Raw genomic sequence first — 19,365 nt, 5'->3', positions numbered from 1 at the left:
GGAACCTTCTGTTTTACGTAAGCTCCGTTTTCGGCTACACTAAAGATAATCAATCCCGTACCACAAGGAGGAACCAGTTATGACTCTCATCGATCCCAATGCGGAAGCCTATTATATCGGTCTCATGAACGCCGCGGGCTATCGCGACAAGGACCTTAAAAAGCCCATCATCGGCATTGTCAATTCCTGGAACGATGTCAATCCCGGGCACAAACCCTTAAAGGAGCTGGCCCAATATGTTAAAGAAGGCGTTTGGGCCGCTGGCGGTGCGCCGGCTGAATTTACGGTCCCCGCTCCCTGCGACGGCATGGCCCAGCTAAGGGGTATGCAGTATGTACTGGCTTCGCGCGACCTCATTGCGGGCTCCATCGAAACCATGGTACGGGCCCACAATTTTGATGGTCTCGTCTTTTTGTGTGCCTGTGATAAGATTGTCCCTGCAATGCTCATGGCAGCCGCTTCCCTTGACCTGCCGAGCCTCTTTTTGACTCCAGGATCCATGCTCCCTTATGAGGAAAATGGCATCACCTATGCTACACCGGACCTCAAGGAGTCAATTGGAGCCTACAGGGCCGGGAAAATCGATGAAACGACTTTCTCCCGTTTCCGCCAGAATATCTGTGCATCCTGCGGTACCTGCTCCATGTACGGCACGGCAAATACCATGGCCGTCTTTACGGAAGCTATTGGTCTTGCCCCCTTTGGGTCGGCGACAATGCCCTTTTGCGTCTCCCAGAAGGTAAAACAGGCCCGTGATGTGGGAGAACGGATTGTCACTCTCACGCGGGAAAAAATCACAGCCCGCGCTTTCCTTACCAAAAAAACCCTTGAAAACGGTATCCTCCACACGTCGGCAACGGGCGGTTCCAGCAACTTTGCCCTCCACATCATGGCCATTGCCTCCGTCTCCGAGGTTCCCCTTACCTTGGAAGAATTCGATAAGATCCAGGAACAGGTCCCGGTCATCGCGAAATTTAAACCGGCCTCCCAATACAATATGGTTGACTACGGCAAAGCCGGTGGATCCCTAGGAACGCTCAAGACCATCGCACCCTTCCTTCACAAGGATGTGCCTCTTGCCATGGGCGGCACCTTAGGCGAGGCCCTTGATGCCTTTACAGGACCCATTGACCGGAACGTGATTCACGATCTGACAGATCCCCTATTTGAAAAGGGCTGCTACAGCGTGCTTTACGGGAACCTGGCCCCAAAGGGTGCCGTAGTCAAGAAAAGCGGCGTCGACCCCGCCATGTTCGTTCACCGCGGTCCTGCCGTCGTTTTTGATTCCGAAGAAGAAGTGATGGAAACCTTTCTCCATAAGGACATCAAACCGGGGTCCGTACTCGTCATCCGTTATGAAGGGCCCAAAGGCGGACCAGGCATGCGGGAAATGAGCATTCCCGCGGCTATGCTCATCGGCATGGGCCTTCAAAAATCTGTCGCCATGATCACGGACGGCCGTTTTTCCGGTGCCTCCCGCGGTCCCTGCGTCGGGCACATTTCACCTGAAGCCTGGGATGACGGGCCCATTGCCTGCGTCAAAAACGGGGATATGATCCACATCGACCTCAACCAGCATCTTCTCGAAGTGGAAATCTCAGATGAAGAACTCCAGCGGCGCAAAAAGGAAATCCAAAAGCCCAATCACCCTGCTTTTGGCGTTATGAAGCGCTACCGCGGCATTGTCAGCGGAGCGGAAAATGGAGCCCTGTGGCTTTACTGACGGACAGACTTGGGGAGTTTGTCCACACTTCCTGCACAAGGTACTTTTTCTGAAGTGCCTTGTGCATTTTTCTATACAAGATTCGACAGCTTCTATCGTCTATCCAGATTTTATATACAACGGTTTCTCGTTTTTGGTGTATAATGGGGCTGTACTATTTTGCGAATTATCGGATTATTTATTGTCTTTTTTCAAAGAGAGGGAAAAAGGCCCTGCATGCATCCATGAGGAGGTGCCCCGTGCCCCTCAAAAGGGAGGTTTATCCTATGACAAGACTGTCCATTGAGACCCCGTCCAGTGCCGAAGTGGTCCTGCGCGGGCTCTACCGGGATATAGAGCGGCGCATCAGCGCCAGTTCGCCCGGTCTGTGTCCCATTGATATGTCGCTCAGTTTCCTGCGGCTCTGCCATGCCCAGACCTGCGGGAAATGCGTACCTTGCCGCATTGGACTGGGCCAGCTGGCAACGCTGATTGAATCCGTCATGAACCGCACGGCCACACTTGAAACCATTGACCGCATCGAGCGGACGGCAAAAGTCATTGCAGACTCGGCGGACTGTGCCATTGGCTACGAGGCTGCCGTCATGGTCCTTAAAGGAGTCAAAGGCTTCCGTGACGACTACGAGGAGCACATTCTCCGCGGCCGCTGCATTACGGGACTCACCCATCCGGTTCCCTGCGTCTCGGTCTGCCCAGCCCATGTGGATGTCCCGGGCTATATTGCCCTTATCCGGGAAAAGCGCTATGACGAGGCTGTCGCCCTCATTCGTAAGGACAATCCCTTTCCCGGTGTCTGCGGCTATGTCTGCGAACACCCCTGTGAAATCCACTGCCGGCGCCGCATGGTTGACGATGCCGTCAATATCTGCGGGTTGAAGCGCTTTGCCATTGACCATTCAAAACCCGCGGCACCGCCCAAAAGTGCCAAACCGACGGGACGTACAGTTGCCATCATCGGCGGCGGTCCTGGCGGCCTTACGGCAGCCTACTACCTATCCCTCATGGGACATTCCTGTACCATTTTTGAGCAGCGGCCCCAGCTAGGCGGGATGCTCCGCTATGGCATTCCTGATTACCGCCTGCCGCCGGAAATCCTTGACCGTGACATCAGTCATATCCTTTGGACGGGTATCGATGTCCATACAGGCATCTCCATTGGAAAGGATGTCGGGATCGAAAATATCCAGAAAGATTATGATGCTGTTTACATTGCCATCGGTGCCCACAGCGACAAAAAGCTGCGCATCGAAGGAGAAGATGCCAAAAATGTGATCAGTGCCGTCTCCATGCTGCGCGGCATTGGAGAAAACATCATTCCTGACTTTACGGATAAACGCATCTGCGTCATCGGCGGCGGCAATGTCTCCATGGATGCGACAAGAACGGCCAAACGCCTTGGTGCGGCAAGCGTCATTTGCCTCTACCGGCGCCGTGTCGAAGATATGACGGCCTTACCCGAAGAAATCAGTGCTGCCATGGCAGAAGGCTGTGAAATCCGTCCCCTTGAAGCGCCTGACCACATCGAAAAGGATGGGGATGGCAAAGTGGCAGCCCTATGGACCCGTCCCCAGATCATCGGGAAATACGGTCACGATGGCCGGCCCCGTCCGGGAAACGCGGCGACGGACCTCACGCGCATTCCCTGCGACTACGTCATCGTTGCCATTGGTCAGTCCATCGTCACAAAACCCTTTGAACAAATTGGCGTGGCAACAGATCACGGTGCCATCAAGGCCGAACGGTCAAGCGCCGTACCAGGCCTCAATAATATCTTTGCCGGCGGCGACGCTGTTTCTGGACCGGCTACGGTCATCCGAGCCATTGCCGCGGGAAAAGTCGCGGCAGCCAATATCGACGCATTTCTCGGCTTTGACCACAAGATTTCGGTCGATATCGAGATTCCGCCGGCCCACTTTACAAACACGCCGCCCTGCGGACGCATCAATCTCAAGTATCACGGAAGACCTGACTGTTCCGGTGACTTCAGCCTGCCTGTAGAAGGTATGACGGCCGAAGAAGCCCGTCAGGAAGCAAGCCGCTGCCTGCGCTGTGATCACTTTGGCTTTGGCAGCTTCAAAGGAGGGAGACAAACCGAATGGTAACACTCACCATTGACAATCAAACCGTCCGCGTTGCGGAAGGAACGACCATCCTTGAAGCAGCCAAATCAGCAGGAATCATCATCCCCCATCTGTGCTACCTCAAGGAGCTCAACGAAATTGCCGCCTGCCGCGTCTGTTCCGTTGAAGTAGAAGGGGAAACGGCTATGGTTACGGCCTGCAACAGTTCTGTTGTCGAGGGCATGGTCGTCCATACCAATTCGCCGCGGGCCCGGGAAACACGCCGCATCAATGTGGAGCTCATCTTAAGCCAGCATGACTGTCTGTGCGCCACCTGTGTAAGAAGCGGCAGCTGCCAGCTCCAGCGTCTGGCAAACTCCCTTGGCATCATTTCCCTTCCCTACGAACGGGAACTGCCTAAAGGCGCGCGAGGAGCCTGGACCACAACCTACCCTCTCTACCGAGATTATCAAAAATGCATCAAATGTATGCGCTGCATCCAGGTCTGTGACAAGATGCAGACCGTCCATATTTGGGACGTTGATGGCACCGGATCAAGGACCACGGTCGATGTATCCCATAACCGCGTCATCAAGGACTCGGACTGCACCCTCTGCGGGCAGTGCATCACCCACTGCCCTACGGCAGGCCTTCGGGAACGGGATGACACGGATAAAGTCTACAGTGCCCTTGCCAATCCTGAGCTCATTCCCATTGTCCAAATCGCGCCGGCGGTCCGCACAGCCCTATGTGAAGCCTACGGAGTTTCCCCCCAGGAAGCACCGATGGGAAAACTGGCCGCTGCCCTGCGCCGTATGGGCTTTCGCTATGTTTATGATACGTGCTTTGGGGCCGACCTTACCATCATGGAAGAAGCCAACGAATTTCTCGAGAAATTTAAGAACGGTAAGACAAAGAAATTCCCCCTATTTACAAGCTGCTGCCCCGGCTGGGTGCGCTTTCTCAAAGGAAAGTTCCCGGAACTGACAGACCGCCTGTCAACCTCCAAGTCCCCGCAGCAGATGTTTGGCGCCATCGCAAAGACCTGGCTTGCAAAAAAACTGGGAACGGAGCCGGAAAAACTCTTTCTCGTTTCCATCATGCCCTGCCTTGCCAAAAAAGCAGAATGCGACCTTCCCACGATGCAGACCCAGCATGGTAAGGACGTGGACTGCGTCCTTACGACACGGGAATTTATCCGTATGCTGAACGCGGATCGTATCTATCCCCACCTGCTCAAGGAAGAACCCCTCGATGATCCCATGGGAACCCATACAGGGGCTGGCACCATCTTCGGTGTGACAGGCGGCGTCATGGAAGCAGCCCTGCGGACAGCCTATTATGAAGTCACAGGAAAAGATCCCGATCCGGACCTGTTTGCCGACATCCGCACCGGTCCGGCCCTCAGGGAAAGGACCTACACCTTGGGCGGTGCCGACGTGCACTGCGCTGTTGTAAGCGGTCTTGGCAACGCGCGGCACCTGTTGGAAGCCATCAAAGCAGGAAAAGTCCATTATGACTTCGTGGAAGTGATGGCCTGCCCCGGCGGCTGCAGCGGCGGTGGTGGCCAGCCGATTTCCATCGATGATGAAGAGCGAGCCGAAGCGCGCGGTCAAAGTCTCTATGCCCTTGACCAAAAAATGGCCCTGCGCCTCAGTCATCGCAATCCTCAAATCGAAGCCCTCTATGCGGAATTTCTCGGCAGCCCCCTCAGTGAAAAAGCAGAGGAACTGCTCCATACCGATCAGGGGGCGTGGGAAGTGACGGAGTGTTATTAATCGGGTCGAAGCAAGAATCACGCCAATCTCCCCAAGAGCATGCTTCCATTGCTTACTTCCGTGTTTTGTGGATGCAATGGAGGCATGCCGAAAGGTAAATGGGAAACCACGAAGACTATAAATAACTGCACTAGACAACTGACTTGCGTCGTCAGTGGAGGCGGAAGCTCCTCGCAATTGGACCCATCTGAACCGGATTTGCTTTTGCAAATTTTGTTCACGTTATAGATATGATTGGCACAGTAGACGTTATCAGCCATAAAATAAGTTTTTTACGCATCTTAGCATTGGAAGGAGAAACTATGGAGATTTTAGTGACCGGCTTCGATCCTTTTGACGGCGAACCCATCAACCCAGCTTGGGAAGCCGTAAAACGCCTTGATGGAAAAGTGATTGACAGACAGCATCCCGTGCATGCCCTTATGATCCCTACAGTCCGTTATGAGGCGCTTTCGGCCATCAAGCGCGGCATCGAGCGGTTTGATCCCCAGCTCATGATCGCCGTTGGACAGGCGGGGGGACGTATGGCCATTACCCCTGAACGAGTTGCCATCAATTGCGACGACTTCCGCATTCCGGACAATAAAGGCAACCAGCCCATTGACGAAATGATTGTGCCGGACGGCCCGGCAGCTTATTTTTCAACTCTTCCCATCAAGCGCATCGTAATGCGGCTTATGGCAGCGGGAATCCCTGCTCAGGTATCAAACTCGGCTGGAACCTTTGTCTGTAACCATGTCTTTTATGGGCTCATGGATTTCATGAAAAAAGAAGGCAAAGGGCGCCGCGGCGGCTTTATCCATGTGCCGTACCTTCCGAAGCAGGCCGCCCGCCTAAAAAACGAACCCAGTATGAGTCTAGAGATGATTGTGGAAGGGTTAACCCTTGCCATTAAGGCAAGCGTAGAAATAGGAGTCGATGAGAGAATGACAGATGGAGTGGAGTGTTGATTATTTATTCGGTGCACAAATTGCGCTGACTAAATAATAGGCAGCACCGTTTCCTTACAAATAGCAGTGACCATTTGCCCCTCCCATAGGGCAGTTTGGATCCAGCGTTACGGTCTTTTCCGCTCTGATTTTTTGCTCGAAACAGCCATTCGGGCCTTCCCCAATAGATTGCTTGACAGCCTCCCGCCTATCACTAAAATTTCTTGATTTTATCCCATTGATTAAAAATTATTACAAAAAGGCTATTCCACTTGTTTTTATCATCTTAAAATGTTACATTAATCTTGTAGCACGGGGTCAAGTCCCCATAGAAAAGCAGACGATGAACCACATCGGTAGCAAGGATAGGTCGGGAGTTGATGATGATGGGAAATAAGACGAAACAGGTGGTACTGACAGTATTTTCAGCAGGGGCCCTGCTTTTGGGAAGTCCCGCTGCGTGTGAGGCCTTATCTCTTGACGGAGTGCCCTTTCCGCAGCAACATGGACCAGTTGTACAACATGCCGTGACACGTCACGATGAGGATCGCTTCATTGGTCGCCTTTCGGCATCGGCGAGGCTCATGGCACAAAGCCCGCTTTTACCAATGACAGCGACCTTGCTTTTCCTCACGGAATCGAATTTGTAAGCTTTTGTACGAGGGCGTTCAAGGAGTTTTCCTTGACGCCTTCTTTGCTTGCATAAAGTCCCCGTTTCGGGTATGATTTACAAAATGATTCTTTTTCTAGGATATTCCCCAAAAGATGCTGAAAGGCACACGGGGGTGAGGCCAATAAGGCCCAAAGGAGCAATGATGACTCAATTCTGCAAACACTGCGGGCATCTCCTGCCCGACGGTGCTAAATTTTGTGACGCCTGCGGTGCATCGACCGAGGAAGCAAAGACGCCTTTTGCGGCAGGCCCCCAATACGAACCGTGGCATGATGCCGCGCTTCAGGATAAGTTCCTAGGTTTTCGGGGACGCCTCAACAGAAAACGCTATTTTCAACGTACCCTCATCCTGGCAGGCCTTCAGGTCCTTTTGGCCTTTTTCTTTAGGCTATTCCAGCCAGACAATCCAAGCAGTGAAGAGCTGCTTCACATGGCCGTCATGGATGCAGGTTTTTCCTTTACCATGGGCGAACTTGCAGCCCGGATCATCGACGCCTTTTTGTCAGTCCTTCAGCTGGGCCTTGCCCTGCGGCGCTTCCATGACCTTGACCGGTCGTGGGGGAGCCTTTTCCTGCTCATGATTCCATTCATCAATCTGTACTTTCTTTTCCTGCTCTTTTGCAAAAAGGGAACGGCTGGCGACAACCGCTTTGGCCCGGATCCCCTCATGAACTAAGGGAGGACCCTCTCATGGCAGAACAACTTGCTAACAACCTGTGGCGCCTGGAAATCCCTCTCGTGGGGAACCCCCTTAAGGCTCTCAATAGCTACCTCATTACAGGAGAGCGCAACCTTCTCATCGATACGGGGTTCAATGAAGAAACATGTCGAAAGGCCATGGTGGAAGAACTGGACGCTATCGGCGTGGACCTTACGCGGACGGATATCTTTTTGACCCACGTCCACAATGACCATACGGGTCAGTCGACGTTCCTGCACCGTGAGGGCTGCAAGATTTACATCAGTCGCATGGACGGCACTATCATGCGCAATCTCAAGGATCCGGCCTTCTGGGACAAGCGCTACGAAAAATGCGTCCAAAATGGCTTTACGAAAGAAGAAACAGATGGACTGCGCCGCGTCAATCCTGCCCAAACGAAAGGACCGGAACCCTTTGACGGCTACACATATCTTGAAGACGGCGACAAACTGCATTATGGCGGTGTGGACCTTGAGGCGATTTGGACGCCAGGCCATACACCAGGACATTTCTGCCTTTACGCGCCGACGGAAGGCTGGCTTTTTTCCGGAGACCACATCCTCTTTACCATTTCCCCTAATATTTGCGACTGGGAAAATGTGGCGGACTCCTTAGGTGCCTATCTCGAGAGTTTGGGAAAAGTGGAGAACCTTGAAGCGCCCCATCCCTTTCCAAGCCATCGCCGCGTCATGGGCACCATAAAAGAACGCGTAAAAGCCCTTCGGGAACACCATGAGCGCCGCATTGCCGAAGCGCTCCGTATCGTAACCGAAAAGCCGGGGCTGACGCCTTATGAAATTGCAGGCCGCATGCAGTGGAAGATCCGATCCCGCAACTGGGAAGAATTTCCCCTCGCCCAAAAATTCTTTGCCGTCGGCGAAACTGTCGCCCACCTGGACTACCTTCGCCTGCGGGGGAAGGTGGTTCGTGAAACGGTGAAGGGGAAGAATCGATATCGAGCCGTGTAACGATCAGCCAACCCAAGGATTATCCTCTTACAAAAGCTAAATAAAAACCAAGAGCCCAAAACCAAACCTGCGTCTGAATTTGGTTTTGGGCTTTTCTTACGATTTTTGCCTTACAATCTTTTGCGTTTCAATCTTTTGCCTCTGTGTTTTTCCCTTCGTGTTTTCGCCTTGGAAACGGCGAATGCCGTTCCGCCTTACCAAAGCGGGGGTATCCACCGAAAAGGCTTGCTTGCGAGCGTGGATGGTGGATGAGGAGGAGCAGTTTGGTGCCGGCGTTCTGGTCTTTCTTCTATTTACATGATTCAAATGGGGCTCAGATTGGTTCAGATGCTAGGAAAAAAGCTGCAGGCTGACGAAGCCGCACACGCATTTTTGTGCTGCTAGGAAGTCTGCGTCTTTTTGACAACGCAGATGGGCCGATATGAGCTTCAGGCGAATCATGTTTCCTCTAAAAAACCGAAAAAATTCCAAGAAGTGGCTCGCCCAAGGGCTCCATTTTTTCGGGCGACTTTAACATGAAATTGTGGTACGTAATCTCTTGCGAATCGCCATGCCTTCCTTGCTCTCAAAAGAATCATTTCTCAAGCAAGGATGGCAAGTAACTGCATTGAATCGGCGCGATTTCTGCGCCGAGTAAAAATAAAAAGGACGCCCAGGCGTAGGCGATCCCCAAACGTGGGACGGTCCATCGTACGATAGGCCATGAGGCCATTGTTTCCACAAAATCTTTTTCAAGCAATGGTCTCACGTACTTCATTAAATCCGCCCGATTTTTGGGCTGAGCAAAAAACTCACTTCACATACCCATCATAAACCCGGCGCGACAAATCCGCCACCGACGCATACGGCGTATAATCCCGCGTAAATACAACGAGGACATAGTCGCCTTTTGCCGTATAGACGATGCCCCCATCGTGGCGCAGGTCGCGCACCTCGCCCGTCTTGTGGGCTACGACCGTGCCTTTGGGGAGCTTATCGGGAAGCATATCCGTATCGACCTGGGCCTTATAGATGGCAAGCATTTGGGCATCAAGGTCCTTACTTACGCATTTTCCCTGATAAAGACGCTTAAAAAGAAGCCCCACGTCCCTTACGGTGGTCATGTTTTCGGCGCCTTTTTTCGCGGCATCAAAATCCATCATCTTGCGGCGGAGCGTCGTATCCTTATAGCCGTGCTCCTTAAGGTAGCGGTTGACGCGGTCCATGCCCAAGCGGTCAATCATGAGGTTTGTCGCCGTATTGTCACTGTGGATGATCATTTCATCCAGGGCTTTTTTTACCGTGACCGTCGTACCCTTGGGCATTCCTTGAAGGACGCCGGATCCAGCAACAACGTTTTTATCCGTTAGGGTAAACGTCTCTGTAAGGCTCAGTTTCCCGTCCCTAATATCCTCATAGGCGGCAGCAAGGATGAAGACCTTGATCATACTGGCTGCCGGTGTCTGTACGCTGTTGCGATAATATCCCTTTCCCGTTTTAAGGTCGGAGAAATAGACGCCGTAGGGTGCGGCACCTTTGACGGTCTTTGACACAGCTGCAAGGTTTGCCGGCACATTTACCGCCGCCATAACAGGCGTGCTCCACAGGGTGACTGTAAGGAGCGCCGCCCCCATAAGGGCCGCGCCTTTTTTCATCATATCCATCATAAAAATTTCAGTCCTTTCTTTGTAAGCGCCTCCCGCAAGCCCTTCATAAAGGTAGGCCCGGGATCAATCTTTCCATGGTAATAGTTCGGCACGTCTTCGCGCCAAAGGTCCGTCTGTTTCGCCTTATCCTGCTCATAATGACCAAGGACCGTCGTAAGGGTCGGGTACTTATCCTTCAAATAGGAAATGAGAGCAATATTGGCCCTAAGTTGGGCCTCCGTAAGGTCTTCTTTACCCCTGGCGCCGCCCACGTTTTCAATGCCGATGGCGCACCAATTGAGCCCAATGGCATGGCGGGCAAGGGCCGTTTCCGGCATGAGCTGCCAAATGGCCCCATCCCGGCCCACAAGAAACTGGGCGCCCACATTGAGCGTGCCATAGGAAAGCCTTGGATTTTCCTCGGCGTAAAAAAATTGGTATGTTCCCTCTTGGGAATCATTGGCCGTCCAGTGGACGACAACGGCGCGGGGTTTGATGTCCGTCATTTCCCGGCCATAGTGAAGCTTGCTGTAAGCTTTCATGAGTGTGTTGCGTTTGGGTGATTGAGCCACGTACTTTTGGATGATGGCCGGCCGTTCCGCCTTTTTTCCCGGTGCGGAAAAACCGCAGGCGCTCGGCAGCAACAGGGCGCAGCTAAAAAGGATCAAGAGCCGTTTTTTCACGAATGCACGCCCTCTTCGGCAAGGGGATCCGGTCCATAGCGGTTCTCCCCTTCCGTTCCCTTTTCGGCGCAAAGCATAAAGGCAACATAAAGGCCATAAAAGGGAACCCATATAAACGCCACGATCTCCCCTGATTTTCCTAAATCATGGGCACGGCGAATGGCAAGCATGAGAAGGATCATCTGGGGCATGATGAAAAGAGCCATCATCACGAGGCTGTTTACCATCATGAAAAGGACAATAAAAAGAGGCCCGCTCGCTTCCTGCAGCGTCTTGGCAAAATAAAACTGCCCGGCCATATAAAGGGCTACGAAAAGAAATGATAAAGCAAAAACAGAAAGGCTGCGCAGGAGATAGGCCTTGCGGCAGAGCCGTCCCTTTGTTCCCCAATAGTCGGCTTTGAAACGCTCAAAAAACGTTTCTGGCTCCTTTGGTTCCTGATGATTGGAGGCGGCCTCTATCACAGGTGTTCCGCACGCTGGGCAGAACGCGGCGTTTTCGGGAAGAATGCGGCCACAGTGAGCACAATAGTTGGTCATCATATTTTCTCCTTTCAAAAAAGATTCTTTCCTTCAAGATCCTGCGGCTCCAAAAGCTGGAGGCCATGGGCCTTTAAGAGGCGCGCCGTAATGCCAGGCTCCTTTACAAGGGTTTTCGTAAAGGAGCCATCGTAGCGGGATGAAACGCCGCAGCTGGGACTTTTTGCCTGGAGGATAACAAGATCGGCGCCCTCTTTTTGCGCAAGGTGCAGGACTTTTTCAGCCCCTTGATCATAAGCGTCCGTCACATCAAGACCGCTTTGGGTCCTGACGCGGCCATCAGGCTGGATTTCTGCCGGCGGGCGCGGCGTCAACAGTCCGCCCATCACTTCTGGACAGATGGGAATGACGCGGGCATGAGAGGCTTTCAAAAAGGCCTGGACCAACCGGTGGGGCTTACTTTTCCCGTCATAGCGACAGGGCGTTCCCAAAAGACAGGCACTCACAAGGATGGTTTTTTCACTCATGACAGGGCCCCCTTAAAATGCTGCTCTACATTGCGGATGGAATAGATGACCATAGGCACAACAAAGAAAGTCGCTGCAAACCACGCCGCCTGGTCAGCCCAAGTAATGGCATCATAGCCAAAGGAGCCAACAAAAAGGACGGACACGACGGTGCGGGCAATCATCTCAAGGACCCCGCTCATCATGGCCTTGCGGGCATTGCCCAGGCCTTGGATGCTCATGCGGCACACATTCAAGATCCCCAGCACCCACAGACAGTACCCCATGCGGCGCAGGTAAAGGGCGGCAAGGTCCAGTTCGACGGTATTTGCCGCGTCAAGAAAGAGCAGGCACAGGTCCCGGCCCCACAAAATCATGGCAAAAAGGCCAAAAATCGCACCGTAAAGGACGCTGACGATGGTGCCCTTGTAAATGCCCTTGCGGATGCGGTCCGTCTGGCGGGCACCGAAGTTTTGGGCCACAAAAGTGGAAACAGCCGTGGCAAAAGCATCAAAAGGTGCGAGAAGAAAGAGCTTGATCTTCGTTCCTGCCGTAAAGGCTGATACAAACTGCGTTCCCAGGGAATTATTGGCGCTCTGCATAACCATGGAGCCAATGGCCGTAATGGAGTACTGCAGCCCCATGGGAATACCGATGCCCATGAGGTCTCTTCCTTCAAGGAAATCGTAGTGACGGGCCTTTTCTTCGATATGAAGGACATCGTAACGGCGCGCCACCGCATAAAGGCAAAGGAGCGCCAAAAGGGCCTGAGAAAGGACCGTGGCCAAAGCCGCCCCGGCAACCCCCATCCCAACATTGACGATAAAAAGAAAGTCCAGCCCAATATTAAGGACCGACGCCACGGCAAGATAGATAAAAGGCGTCTTGGAGTCGCCAATGGCCCGCATGAGTCCAGCAAGGTAATTATACATGACCGTAAAGGGAATCTCACAGAAGATGATGATGAGATAGACCCATGCATCATGAAAGATTTCTTCCGGCACCTGCAGGAGATGGAGGATGTGATTGCAGAAAACCGTCGTCAAGAGGGTCACAAGGGCGGCAAATAAGGCGGCAAGGATTCCACCTGCATATTCATAGCGGTGCATGCCGCTGTAATCCTTGGCGCCAAAGCGCTGTCCCACAGGGATGGAAAAGCCCAGACTCATGCCGATGCAAAAACCCATGACGAGGAACTGGATGCTTGTCGACGAGCCTACGGCGGCAAGGGCCTTAGCCCCCAAGGTTTGTCCCACAATGGCCGTATCGACAAGATTATAGGTCTGTTGGAAGAGGTTCCCCATGAGAAGAGGCAGACTGAATTTTACAATAAGAGGCAGGATGGGCCCTTGGGTCATATCCTTAGTGCGGCTTTGTGCCATACAATCACTTCATTTCTTTTTCGTTAGGACCGGTCCGCAATCTTTTGAAGGACCCGTTCCTTTTCGGCCCCCTCATAAAGAACAGGCCGATAGTCATTATAATAAGGTGTCGAGGAAATGCGGCAGGCAATGAGCGTGCCGCCATCAGAACCATGAAGGTACCCATCTTCAAAGGCAAAGCGTTCCTGGTAAATGAGGGCATCTTTGTCACGGGGATTGCTGTTGCCGCCGAAGCAGAAATTTCCCAGACTGTAGATGATGCGCCGCCCTTTATAGGTCTCCGTTCCCTGCACAATGTGGGGATGGGCACCCAGAACCAAATGAGCGCCGTGGTCGATGGCAAGATGGGCAAGATCGCGCTGGTTCTCGTCGGCATAGGGCTCAAGCTCCGTTCCCCAGTGGAAATAGCAGATGATGAGACGGGCGCCCTTTCGCTTCACTTTTTCCAGTTCCGCAATGAGCTGTGTCTCCGCGCCGCCCGTAAGGTCGTTGATACCAATAAGGCCAACGGGAATGCCCTTGATGAGCATGACGGGGCTTTCTTCGTAGCCAAAGGGCATGACGCCAGCCTTTCCTAAGGTGCCGAACGTATCCCAATAGCCTTCATTCCCATAGTCATAGCTGTGATTATTGGCAAGGGTCGCTGCTTCGACGCTGCCTTCCGTAAGAACCCGCACATAGTCGGCCTTTCCTTTAAAAGCAAAGGTCTTGTCCTGCCGGTCCGTACTTTCTGTCAGAGCTCCCTCCATATTGACAAGGGTGAGATCATCATGGGCAAAGATTGACGCTACGCCCTTCAAAAAGACCGATGCATCCCCATTGGCCGCGTCATAGGAAGCGGGAAACGTCCCTTCATAGCCAAAGGACTCATCCGTTCCAAGGGTGCAGTCCCCTGCTGCGGAAATGGTAAGGACCGTAACCGTCTTTTGCGGCGGCTCTTCCTTTGGCGGTACCGGTCTTTCCTGTGTTACGACGGCAATCCTTGCAGGAAGTTTCTGCTGCAGTGCATAAGAATCGTGCAGGGGAAGGTCTTCCCTTTGCAACAAGCCAATGGCGATTTCCGCCTCGTGAACCTTGAGGAGCGGCGGCAGCTCCTTTTTAGGTTCTGCCGTGCCGGGTAGGATGACAAAGGCCGTAAAAGCAAAAAGGAGCGCTCCTTGGCGCAGGGGCCAGGGAAAACGCGAAATTTTTTTCAAGAAAGAAAAACAGGGCGGGATGGTCATGATGACTGGCTCCTTTAAACGACAATGGTCAGTACCATTGTACATTATTTCAGGGGAAATTGCGAAGAAAAAGAAGGGGATCGGCTGCCACACAACAAGATATTGAAAAGATGATCCGCTCTCTTACAATCTTTTGCCTCCGTGTTTTTGCCTTACAATCTTTTGCGTTATGATCTTTTGGCTCTGCGTTTTTCCCTTCGTTTTTTCGCCTTGGAAACGGCGAAAGCCGTTCCGCCTTACCAAGGCGAGGTATCCACCGAAAAGGCTTGCTTGCGGGCGTGGGTGGTGGATGAGGAGGGTGGTTTGGCGCCGTGCGCTATGGTCTTTTAAGGCACTCATTGGCACATGTGACGCCGGACCCAAACCGCCCCCTAACGGGGGACGGGTCCAAACTTAATTCGCCCAGGGACATGTTTCTCAGACTTCCGCTATCGCTTTAAAAGCGTCCTTCGAAACTCCGGGCGAATCTGCCTCGCTAACCGCTCGCAAGGATACCTCACTGGCATTCCTCATCCACCACCAAAACGGCCAGCCTTTAATTTTAAATACGTAAGGCTGGCCGTTTCGGTCCCCCGCCTTGGCAAAGGCGGATCGATGCTGCGCATCGAGTTCTAAGGGAAAAGACCGGTCGAAGGACGTTCCAGCAACTGCCATTGTGCTTCCTACGTTTCAAAAAGACCCGCTTCTTACAAAAACCGAATATAAGATAAGAGCCCAAAACCGAACCTATCTCTACGTTCGGTTTTGGGCTTACCTTGTGTTCTTTTGCCTTACAATCTTTTGCGTTATGGTCTTTTGGCTCTGCGTTTTTCCCTTCGTTTTTTCGCCTTGGAAACGGCGAAAGCCGTTCCGCCTTACCAAGACGGGGTATCCACCAAAAAGGCTTGCTTGCGGACGTGGGTGGTGGATGAGGAGGGCGGTTCTTGCCCGACGTTCCGGTCTTTTCTTCCAAGTGCTTTTTGCGAATTCGGTTCAGATGACGTATCGTCATCCTCCATTACCTCGTTAAGATCAGGAAGCAAACAATGGGGGCACACCCTTATGGGGAATCGGAGCGATGTATGCTCCGCCCTAAAACCCAAGCGCCTCATTCACCAAGATTACCTTGATCCGGCCTTTTTCCTGGGAAAAGCGCGTCACAAGGAGATTGCAGCAAATGGTATCAGGCGACTTGCAGTCGGCACAGGCTCCATTCACCTTGCACGGAGTCTTTCCATTTGGGAAGCGCTGGGCATTGATTGGGGCCGCAACGTTCCTGACCCGATAGACAGCATGTTCCACATCCTTTGTCACCTTGTTCATACCGACAATCATAAGGACCTGCTTCGGACCGTAGGCAATGCAGGAAACGCGGTTCGAATTCCCGTCAAGGTTCACAAGGACGCCATCTTCCGTAATGGCATTCGTACTTGATAGAAAGGTATCGCAGCTGTGGGCTTTCAGCATCATCTCCCGCTTTTCTTCGGGCGTCTTTTTCGTATCCCGGTTATAAACCGTGTACTGCCCCTGGATCAGGGCTTCCTTGAGTCCGATTTCCTCAATGGAATAGGTCCCGCCCCAGCTGACGCTTGAACCTTTGGGAATCAGGTCCAAAGCAAGGCCTAGGGCTTCGTCCTTTGTTTCTACAAAATAGCCTTCCATATTGCGGCTTTGGAGTCCCTTGATCACTTTTTCCGCTACTTTGCGGTTCCGTTCCTTTTCAAATGACAGCATGACCATCTCTCCCCTCTGTGAGTGCTTGTTCTTTCCCTCTTATTATATCACGGAAGAAAAGGCAGCGCCTATTATTTAACGACACTTGGAAGCCACGTAGCAAGTTCTGGAACAAAGCAGAGGAAGAGGATTTCTACCGCCATGACACCGATATAGGGAATGACGCCGCGGATGATGTCTTCCATGCGGCTCTCGGGACTGACGCCTTTGAGGACAAAAAGGTTCATGCCTACGGGCGGCGTGATAAGGGCCATTTCCATGTTGATCTGCATCACGACATTGAACCAAATGGGATCAAAACCCAACTGTTTGATGATGGGGTATAAGATGGGCACCGTGATAAAGATAATAGAGACGGTTTCAAGGATGCAGCCCAAAAAGAGCAGGAGCAGATTGATCAGAATGAAAAAGACCCAGCGGCTCACTTCCACTTCGGCAACCATCATCGTAAGGGCTTGGGGCACCTGCAAAATGGTGAGAACAAAGCCAAAGAGGGACGCACCGATCATAATGGCAAAGATCATGGCCGACGTTCCCACCGTCTCCATGAGAATGCCCGGCAGGTCCTTTACGGAAAGGGTCCGGTAAATCACAAAGGTGATGAAAAGGGCATAGACCGTACCGACAGCAGCTGCTTCCGTCGGCGTAAAAGCCCCCGTATAGATGCCGCCCACAACGATGACAGGAAGGAGCAGTCCCCAAATGGACCCTTTCAGGGCAGCAAAGCGTTCGGAAAGGGGCGCCTTTTTTTCAAGCTTCAAATGACGGGAGCGGTAGACGACGATAAAAATGAAAAAGACCGTCATGAGCACGCCGGGAAGGACACCACTCATAAAAAGCTGGCCAATGGATTCACCCGTAATGGACCCATAAAGGATCATGGGAATGGACGGCGGAATGAGGATACCCAGCGTTCCGCCGCCGGCCACGGCGCCCAGTACAACGGACCGGTCATAGCCCCGTTTCAGCATTTCCGGAATGGCAATGGCTCCGACTGTGACCGCGCAGGCCACACTGGAACCTGTAATCGCGGCAAAGATGCCGCAGGCGACAATCGTCGCAATGCCAAGGCCGCCGGGCAGATGCCGCAGCCACTTATTGCCCAGGTCAAAAAGGTCTTCCCCGACCTTTCCCTTGAGCAAAATGGCGCTCATGAGGATGTAAAGCGGCACGGCGCAGAGGACAAAATCATCGAGAGCCTTATAGGCCAGGATGGGAATTTGCTCCAGGGCGCCGTCACCGGGCATAAAAAGCACCATGCCCAAAAGACCCGACGCACCCAAGGAAAAGGCCACAGGAACGCCAATGGCAAGAAGCACCAGTAAGGCAAAGGTAAAGATGACAATCATGCGGCCTTTCCTCCTTTCTCGTTACGGTAGGCCAGAACGGATTCGCCAAAGAGGCGGACAAACTGCAGGAACAGGACCCCGATCCCAATGGGCATGGACAGCTGGGGAATCCACAAGGGCATGCGCAGCGTACTTGCCGCCACCATGTCAAGGTCATAGGATGTATAGACCATTTGGGCCGATGTATAGCAGAAAATGACTGTAAAAATCATGCAAATGATAGAGACGGCCATGCGCAGGACTTCATTTGTCTTTTGAGGCAAATGGGAAATCATCATATCAACATGGATATGGCGACCCCGGGCCAGGGCTTCCCCCATGCCTAAAAATCCCGCCATGAGGACGCAGTAGGTAGATAGCTCCGTGGCCCATTCCGTCGGTTCATTGAAAAGCCCGCGAGATACGACTTCATAAAAAATCGAGAAAACAGGGACAAAGAGCAGGATGCCCGCAAGGACGGCTGTAAAATTTGTCACTTTTTCAAGGATCCTGTTATAGACAGCAAAGATAGATTGCATGGACTTCGCCCCTCCCTTCCTTAGACTTTTACGGCCATATCAAGGACCGTTTTGCCAATCGAACCCGTATGCTTCAGGAACGTATCCCAAACGGACTTTGTCGCCTTGCGCCAAGCAATCAGTTCATCTTCAGGGACTACGTAGATTTCCATGCCTTTGGCCTTGAGGTCCGCCAGTCCCTTTTCATCCATGGCCTTCGCATTTTTTCGGGTCTCTTCCTGCACTTCCTTCGCCGCTTCCATAAAGGCATCCTGCTGCTCCTTACTCATCTTGGCAAAGGAGCGGTCGTTCATGGCGAGAATGAATTCCGGCGATGCATGGTTCGTCACGGTGAGATACTTGGCCACTTCGTGGATTTTGCGGTCCCGCATGGCGCTCGTGCCGGAACTTTGTCCATCAATGGTGCCACGCTGCATAGCCATATAGACTTCTGCAGAACCCATGGTCACGGGCGATGCGCCGAGGGCCTTGATGGTTTCCGACGCAATTTCGCTGTAACCACGGATCTTCAGGCCCTCAAAATCTTGCGGCTTTTGGATAGGCTTCTTGTTATTGGCAAACTGGACGAAACCGTAGTCCGCCCAATAGACGACCTTGACATGCTTTTTCGCCAGTTCATCAGCAAGGGTCCTGCCCATGCCTCCATCGATGGCCTGATCGATTTTTTCGTAGCTAGGAAATACAAAGGGCACATCAAAGACTTCCATAGCAGGCACCACCGTCGCCCAGCGACCCACCGTATTAAGGCCCATATCGACACCGCCTGTCATGATGGCATCGTTCATGCTCTTGTCGTTATAGAGCTGCCCTGCCGGATAGGCCGTAATCGTCACCTCGCCATGGGTCTTTTCCTTCACCTTCTGGATAAAGGATTCGACACCCTTTGCCAGGGGATGGTCCGCTGGCAGATGATAGGCAAGCTTGTACTCGATCTTGCCGCCTTGACCGCTTGTGGCTGCTTCCTTTTTGCCGCACCCCGCAAAGGCTGTCATCAGGACCGCCAGACAGGCTGCCGTCATCACTTTCATCATCTTCCTCGTTTTCATCGTTTTCCTC

General features: G+C 52.7%; 16 protein-coding genes. 6 read left to right on the top strand and 10 right to left on the bottom strand.

What is annotated here, in order from left to right:
- Window positions 1-79 precede the first annotated feature (79 nt).
- From ilvD to H503_RS0104960, 6 genes are all read left to right on the top strand, one after another.
- Window positions 80-1,723, top strand: coding sequence for a dihydroxy-acid dehydratase (gene ilvD, locus H503_RS0104990; RefSeq protein ID WP_026385503.1), 1,644 nt, complete (start codon window positions 80-82; stop codon window positions 1,721-1,723).
- A gap of 266 nt (window positions 1,724-1,989) precedes the next feature.
- Window positions 1,990-3,825, top strand: coding sequence for an NAD(P)-binding protein (locus H503_RS0104985; RefSeq protein WP_009015162.1), 1,836 nt, complete (start codon window positions 1,990-1,992; stop codon window positions 3,823-3,825).
- Window positions 3,819-5,561, top strand: a complete 1,743-nt coding sequence (locus H503_RS0104980) for a [FeFe] hydrogenase, group A (protein WP_014129102.1) — start codon at window positions 3,819-3,821, stop codon at window positions 5,559-5,561. Before H503_RS0104985 ends, H503_RS0104980 begins: the two co-directional genes overlap by 7 nt.
- Window positions 5,562-5,863: 302 nt before the next feature.
- Window positions 5,864-6,511, top strand: a complete 648-nt coding sequence (pcp, locus tag H503_RS0104975) for a pyroglutamyl-peptidase I (RefSeq protein ID WP_009015160.1) — start codon at window positions 5,864-5,866, stop codon at window positions 6,509-6,511.
- A 791-nt stretch (window positions 6,512-7,302) separates the two neighbouring features.
- Complete coding sequence (locus tag H503_RS0104965) at window positions 7,303-7,839, top strand: DUF805 domain-containing protein (RefSeq protein WP_014129104.1); 537 nt, start codon at window positions 7,303-7,305, stop codon at window positions 7,837-7,839.
- Between the two features lie 14 nt (window positions 7,840-7,853).
- Entirely contained in the window at window positions 7,854-8,831 is a 978-nt protein-coding gene (locus tag H503_RS0104960; RefSeq protein ID WP_009015158.1) for an MBL fold metallo-hydrolase, read from the top strand.
- A gap of 791 nt (window positions 8,832-9,622) precedes the next feature.
- On the opposite strand, the gene H503_RS0104950 is transcribed toward H503_RS0104960, so the two are convergent.
- The 10 genes from H503_RS0104950 to H503_RS0104895 form a co-directional block, all read right to left on the bottom strand.
- The gene (locus tag H503_RS0104950; protein ID WP_009016309.1) at window positions 9,623-10,477 is read right to left on the bottom strand and encodes a serine hydrolase; all 855 of its coding nucleotides are present in this window, start codon (window positions 10,475-10,477) and stop codon (window positions 9,623-9,625) included.
- On the bottom strand, window positions 10,474-11,139 hold the full coding sequence (locus H503_RS0104945) for an N-acetylmuramoyl-L-alanine amidase (RefSeq protein WP_009016310.1): 666 nt from the start codon (window positions 11,137-11,139) through the stop codon (window positions 10,474-10,476). Before H503_RS0104945 ends, H503_RS0104950 begins: the two co-directional genes overlap by 4 nt.
- Window positions 11,136-11,681, bottom strand: coding sequence for a zinc-ribbon domain-containing protein (locus H503_RS0104940; protein ID WP_009016311.1), 546 nt, complete (start codon window positions 11,679-11,681; stop codon window positions 11,136-11,138). Before H503_RS0104940 ends, H503_RS0104945 begins: the two co-directional genes overlap by 4 nt.
- 11 nt (window positions 11,682-11,692) lie before the next feature.
- Window positions 11,693-12,145: a 2-thiouracil desulfurase family protein gene (locus H503_RS0104935; protein ID WP_009016312.1), complete on the bottom strand. Its 453-nt coding sequence runs from the start codon at window positions 12,143-12,145 to the stop codon at window positions 11,693-11,695.
- Window positions 12,142-13,506, bottom strand: coding sequence for an MATE family efflux transporter (locus tag H503_RS0104930; RefSeq protein WP_016459906.1), 1,365 nt, complete (start codon window positions 13,504-13,506; stop codon window positions 12,142-12,144). Before H503_RS0104930 ends, H503_RS0104935 begins: the two co-directional genes overlap by 4 nt.
- A 23-nt stretch (window positions 13,507-13,529) precedes the next feature.
- Entirely contained in the window at window positions 13,530-14,729 is a 1,200-nt protein-coding gene (locus H503_RS11835) for a CapA family protein (RefSeq protein ID WP_016459905.1), read from the bottom strand.
- Window positions 14,730-15,800: 1,071 nt separating this feature from the next.
- On the bottom strand, window positions 15,801-16,442 hold the full coding sequence (locus tag H503_RS0104910) for a lactate utilization protein (protein ID WP_016459903.1): 642 nt from the start codon (window positions 16,440-16,442) through the stop codon (window positions 15,801-15,803).
- Between the two features lie 71 nt (window positions 16,443-16,513).
- Window positions 16,514-17,791 (bottom strand): TRAP transporter large permease, encoded by a 1,278-nt coding sequence (locus H503_RS0104905; protein ID WP_009016316.1) that lies wholly within the window; start codon window positions 17,789-17,791, stop codon window positions 16,514-16,516.
- The gene (locus H503_RS0104900; RefSeq protein ID WP_009016317.1) at window positions 17,788-18,309 is read right to left on the bottom strand and encodes a TRAP transporter small permease; all 522 of its coding nucleotides are present in this window, start codon (window positions 18,307-18,309) and stop codon (window positions 17,788-17,790) included. Before H503_RS0104900 ends, H503_RS0104905 begins: the two co-directional genes overlap by 4 nt.
- A gap of 20 nt (window positions 18,310-18,329) precedes the next feature.
- Entirely contained in the window at window positions 18,330-19,355 is a 1,026-nt protein-coding gene (locus H503_RS0104895) for a TRAP transporter substrate-binding protein (RefSeq protein ID WP_016459902.1), read from the bottom strand.
- Window positions 19,356-19,365: the final 10 nt, after the last annotated feature.

The sequence above is a fragment of the Acidaminococcus intestini DSM 21505 genome (genome assembly GCF_000425045.1).
Taxonomy (GTDB): Bacteria; Bacillota; Negativicutes; order Acidaminococcales; family Acidaminococcaceae; genus Acidaminococcus; species Acidaminococcus intestini.
The sequence above is the reverse complement of the archived record's forward strand: the minus strand, read 5'-3'. Positions and strand labels throughout refer to the sequence as shown.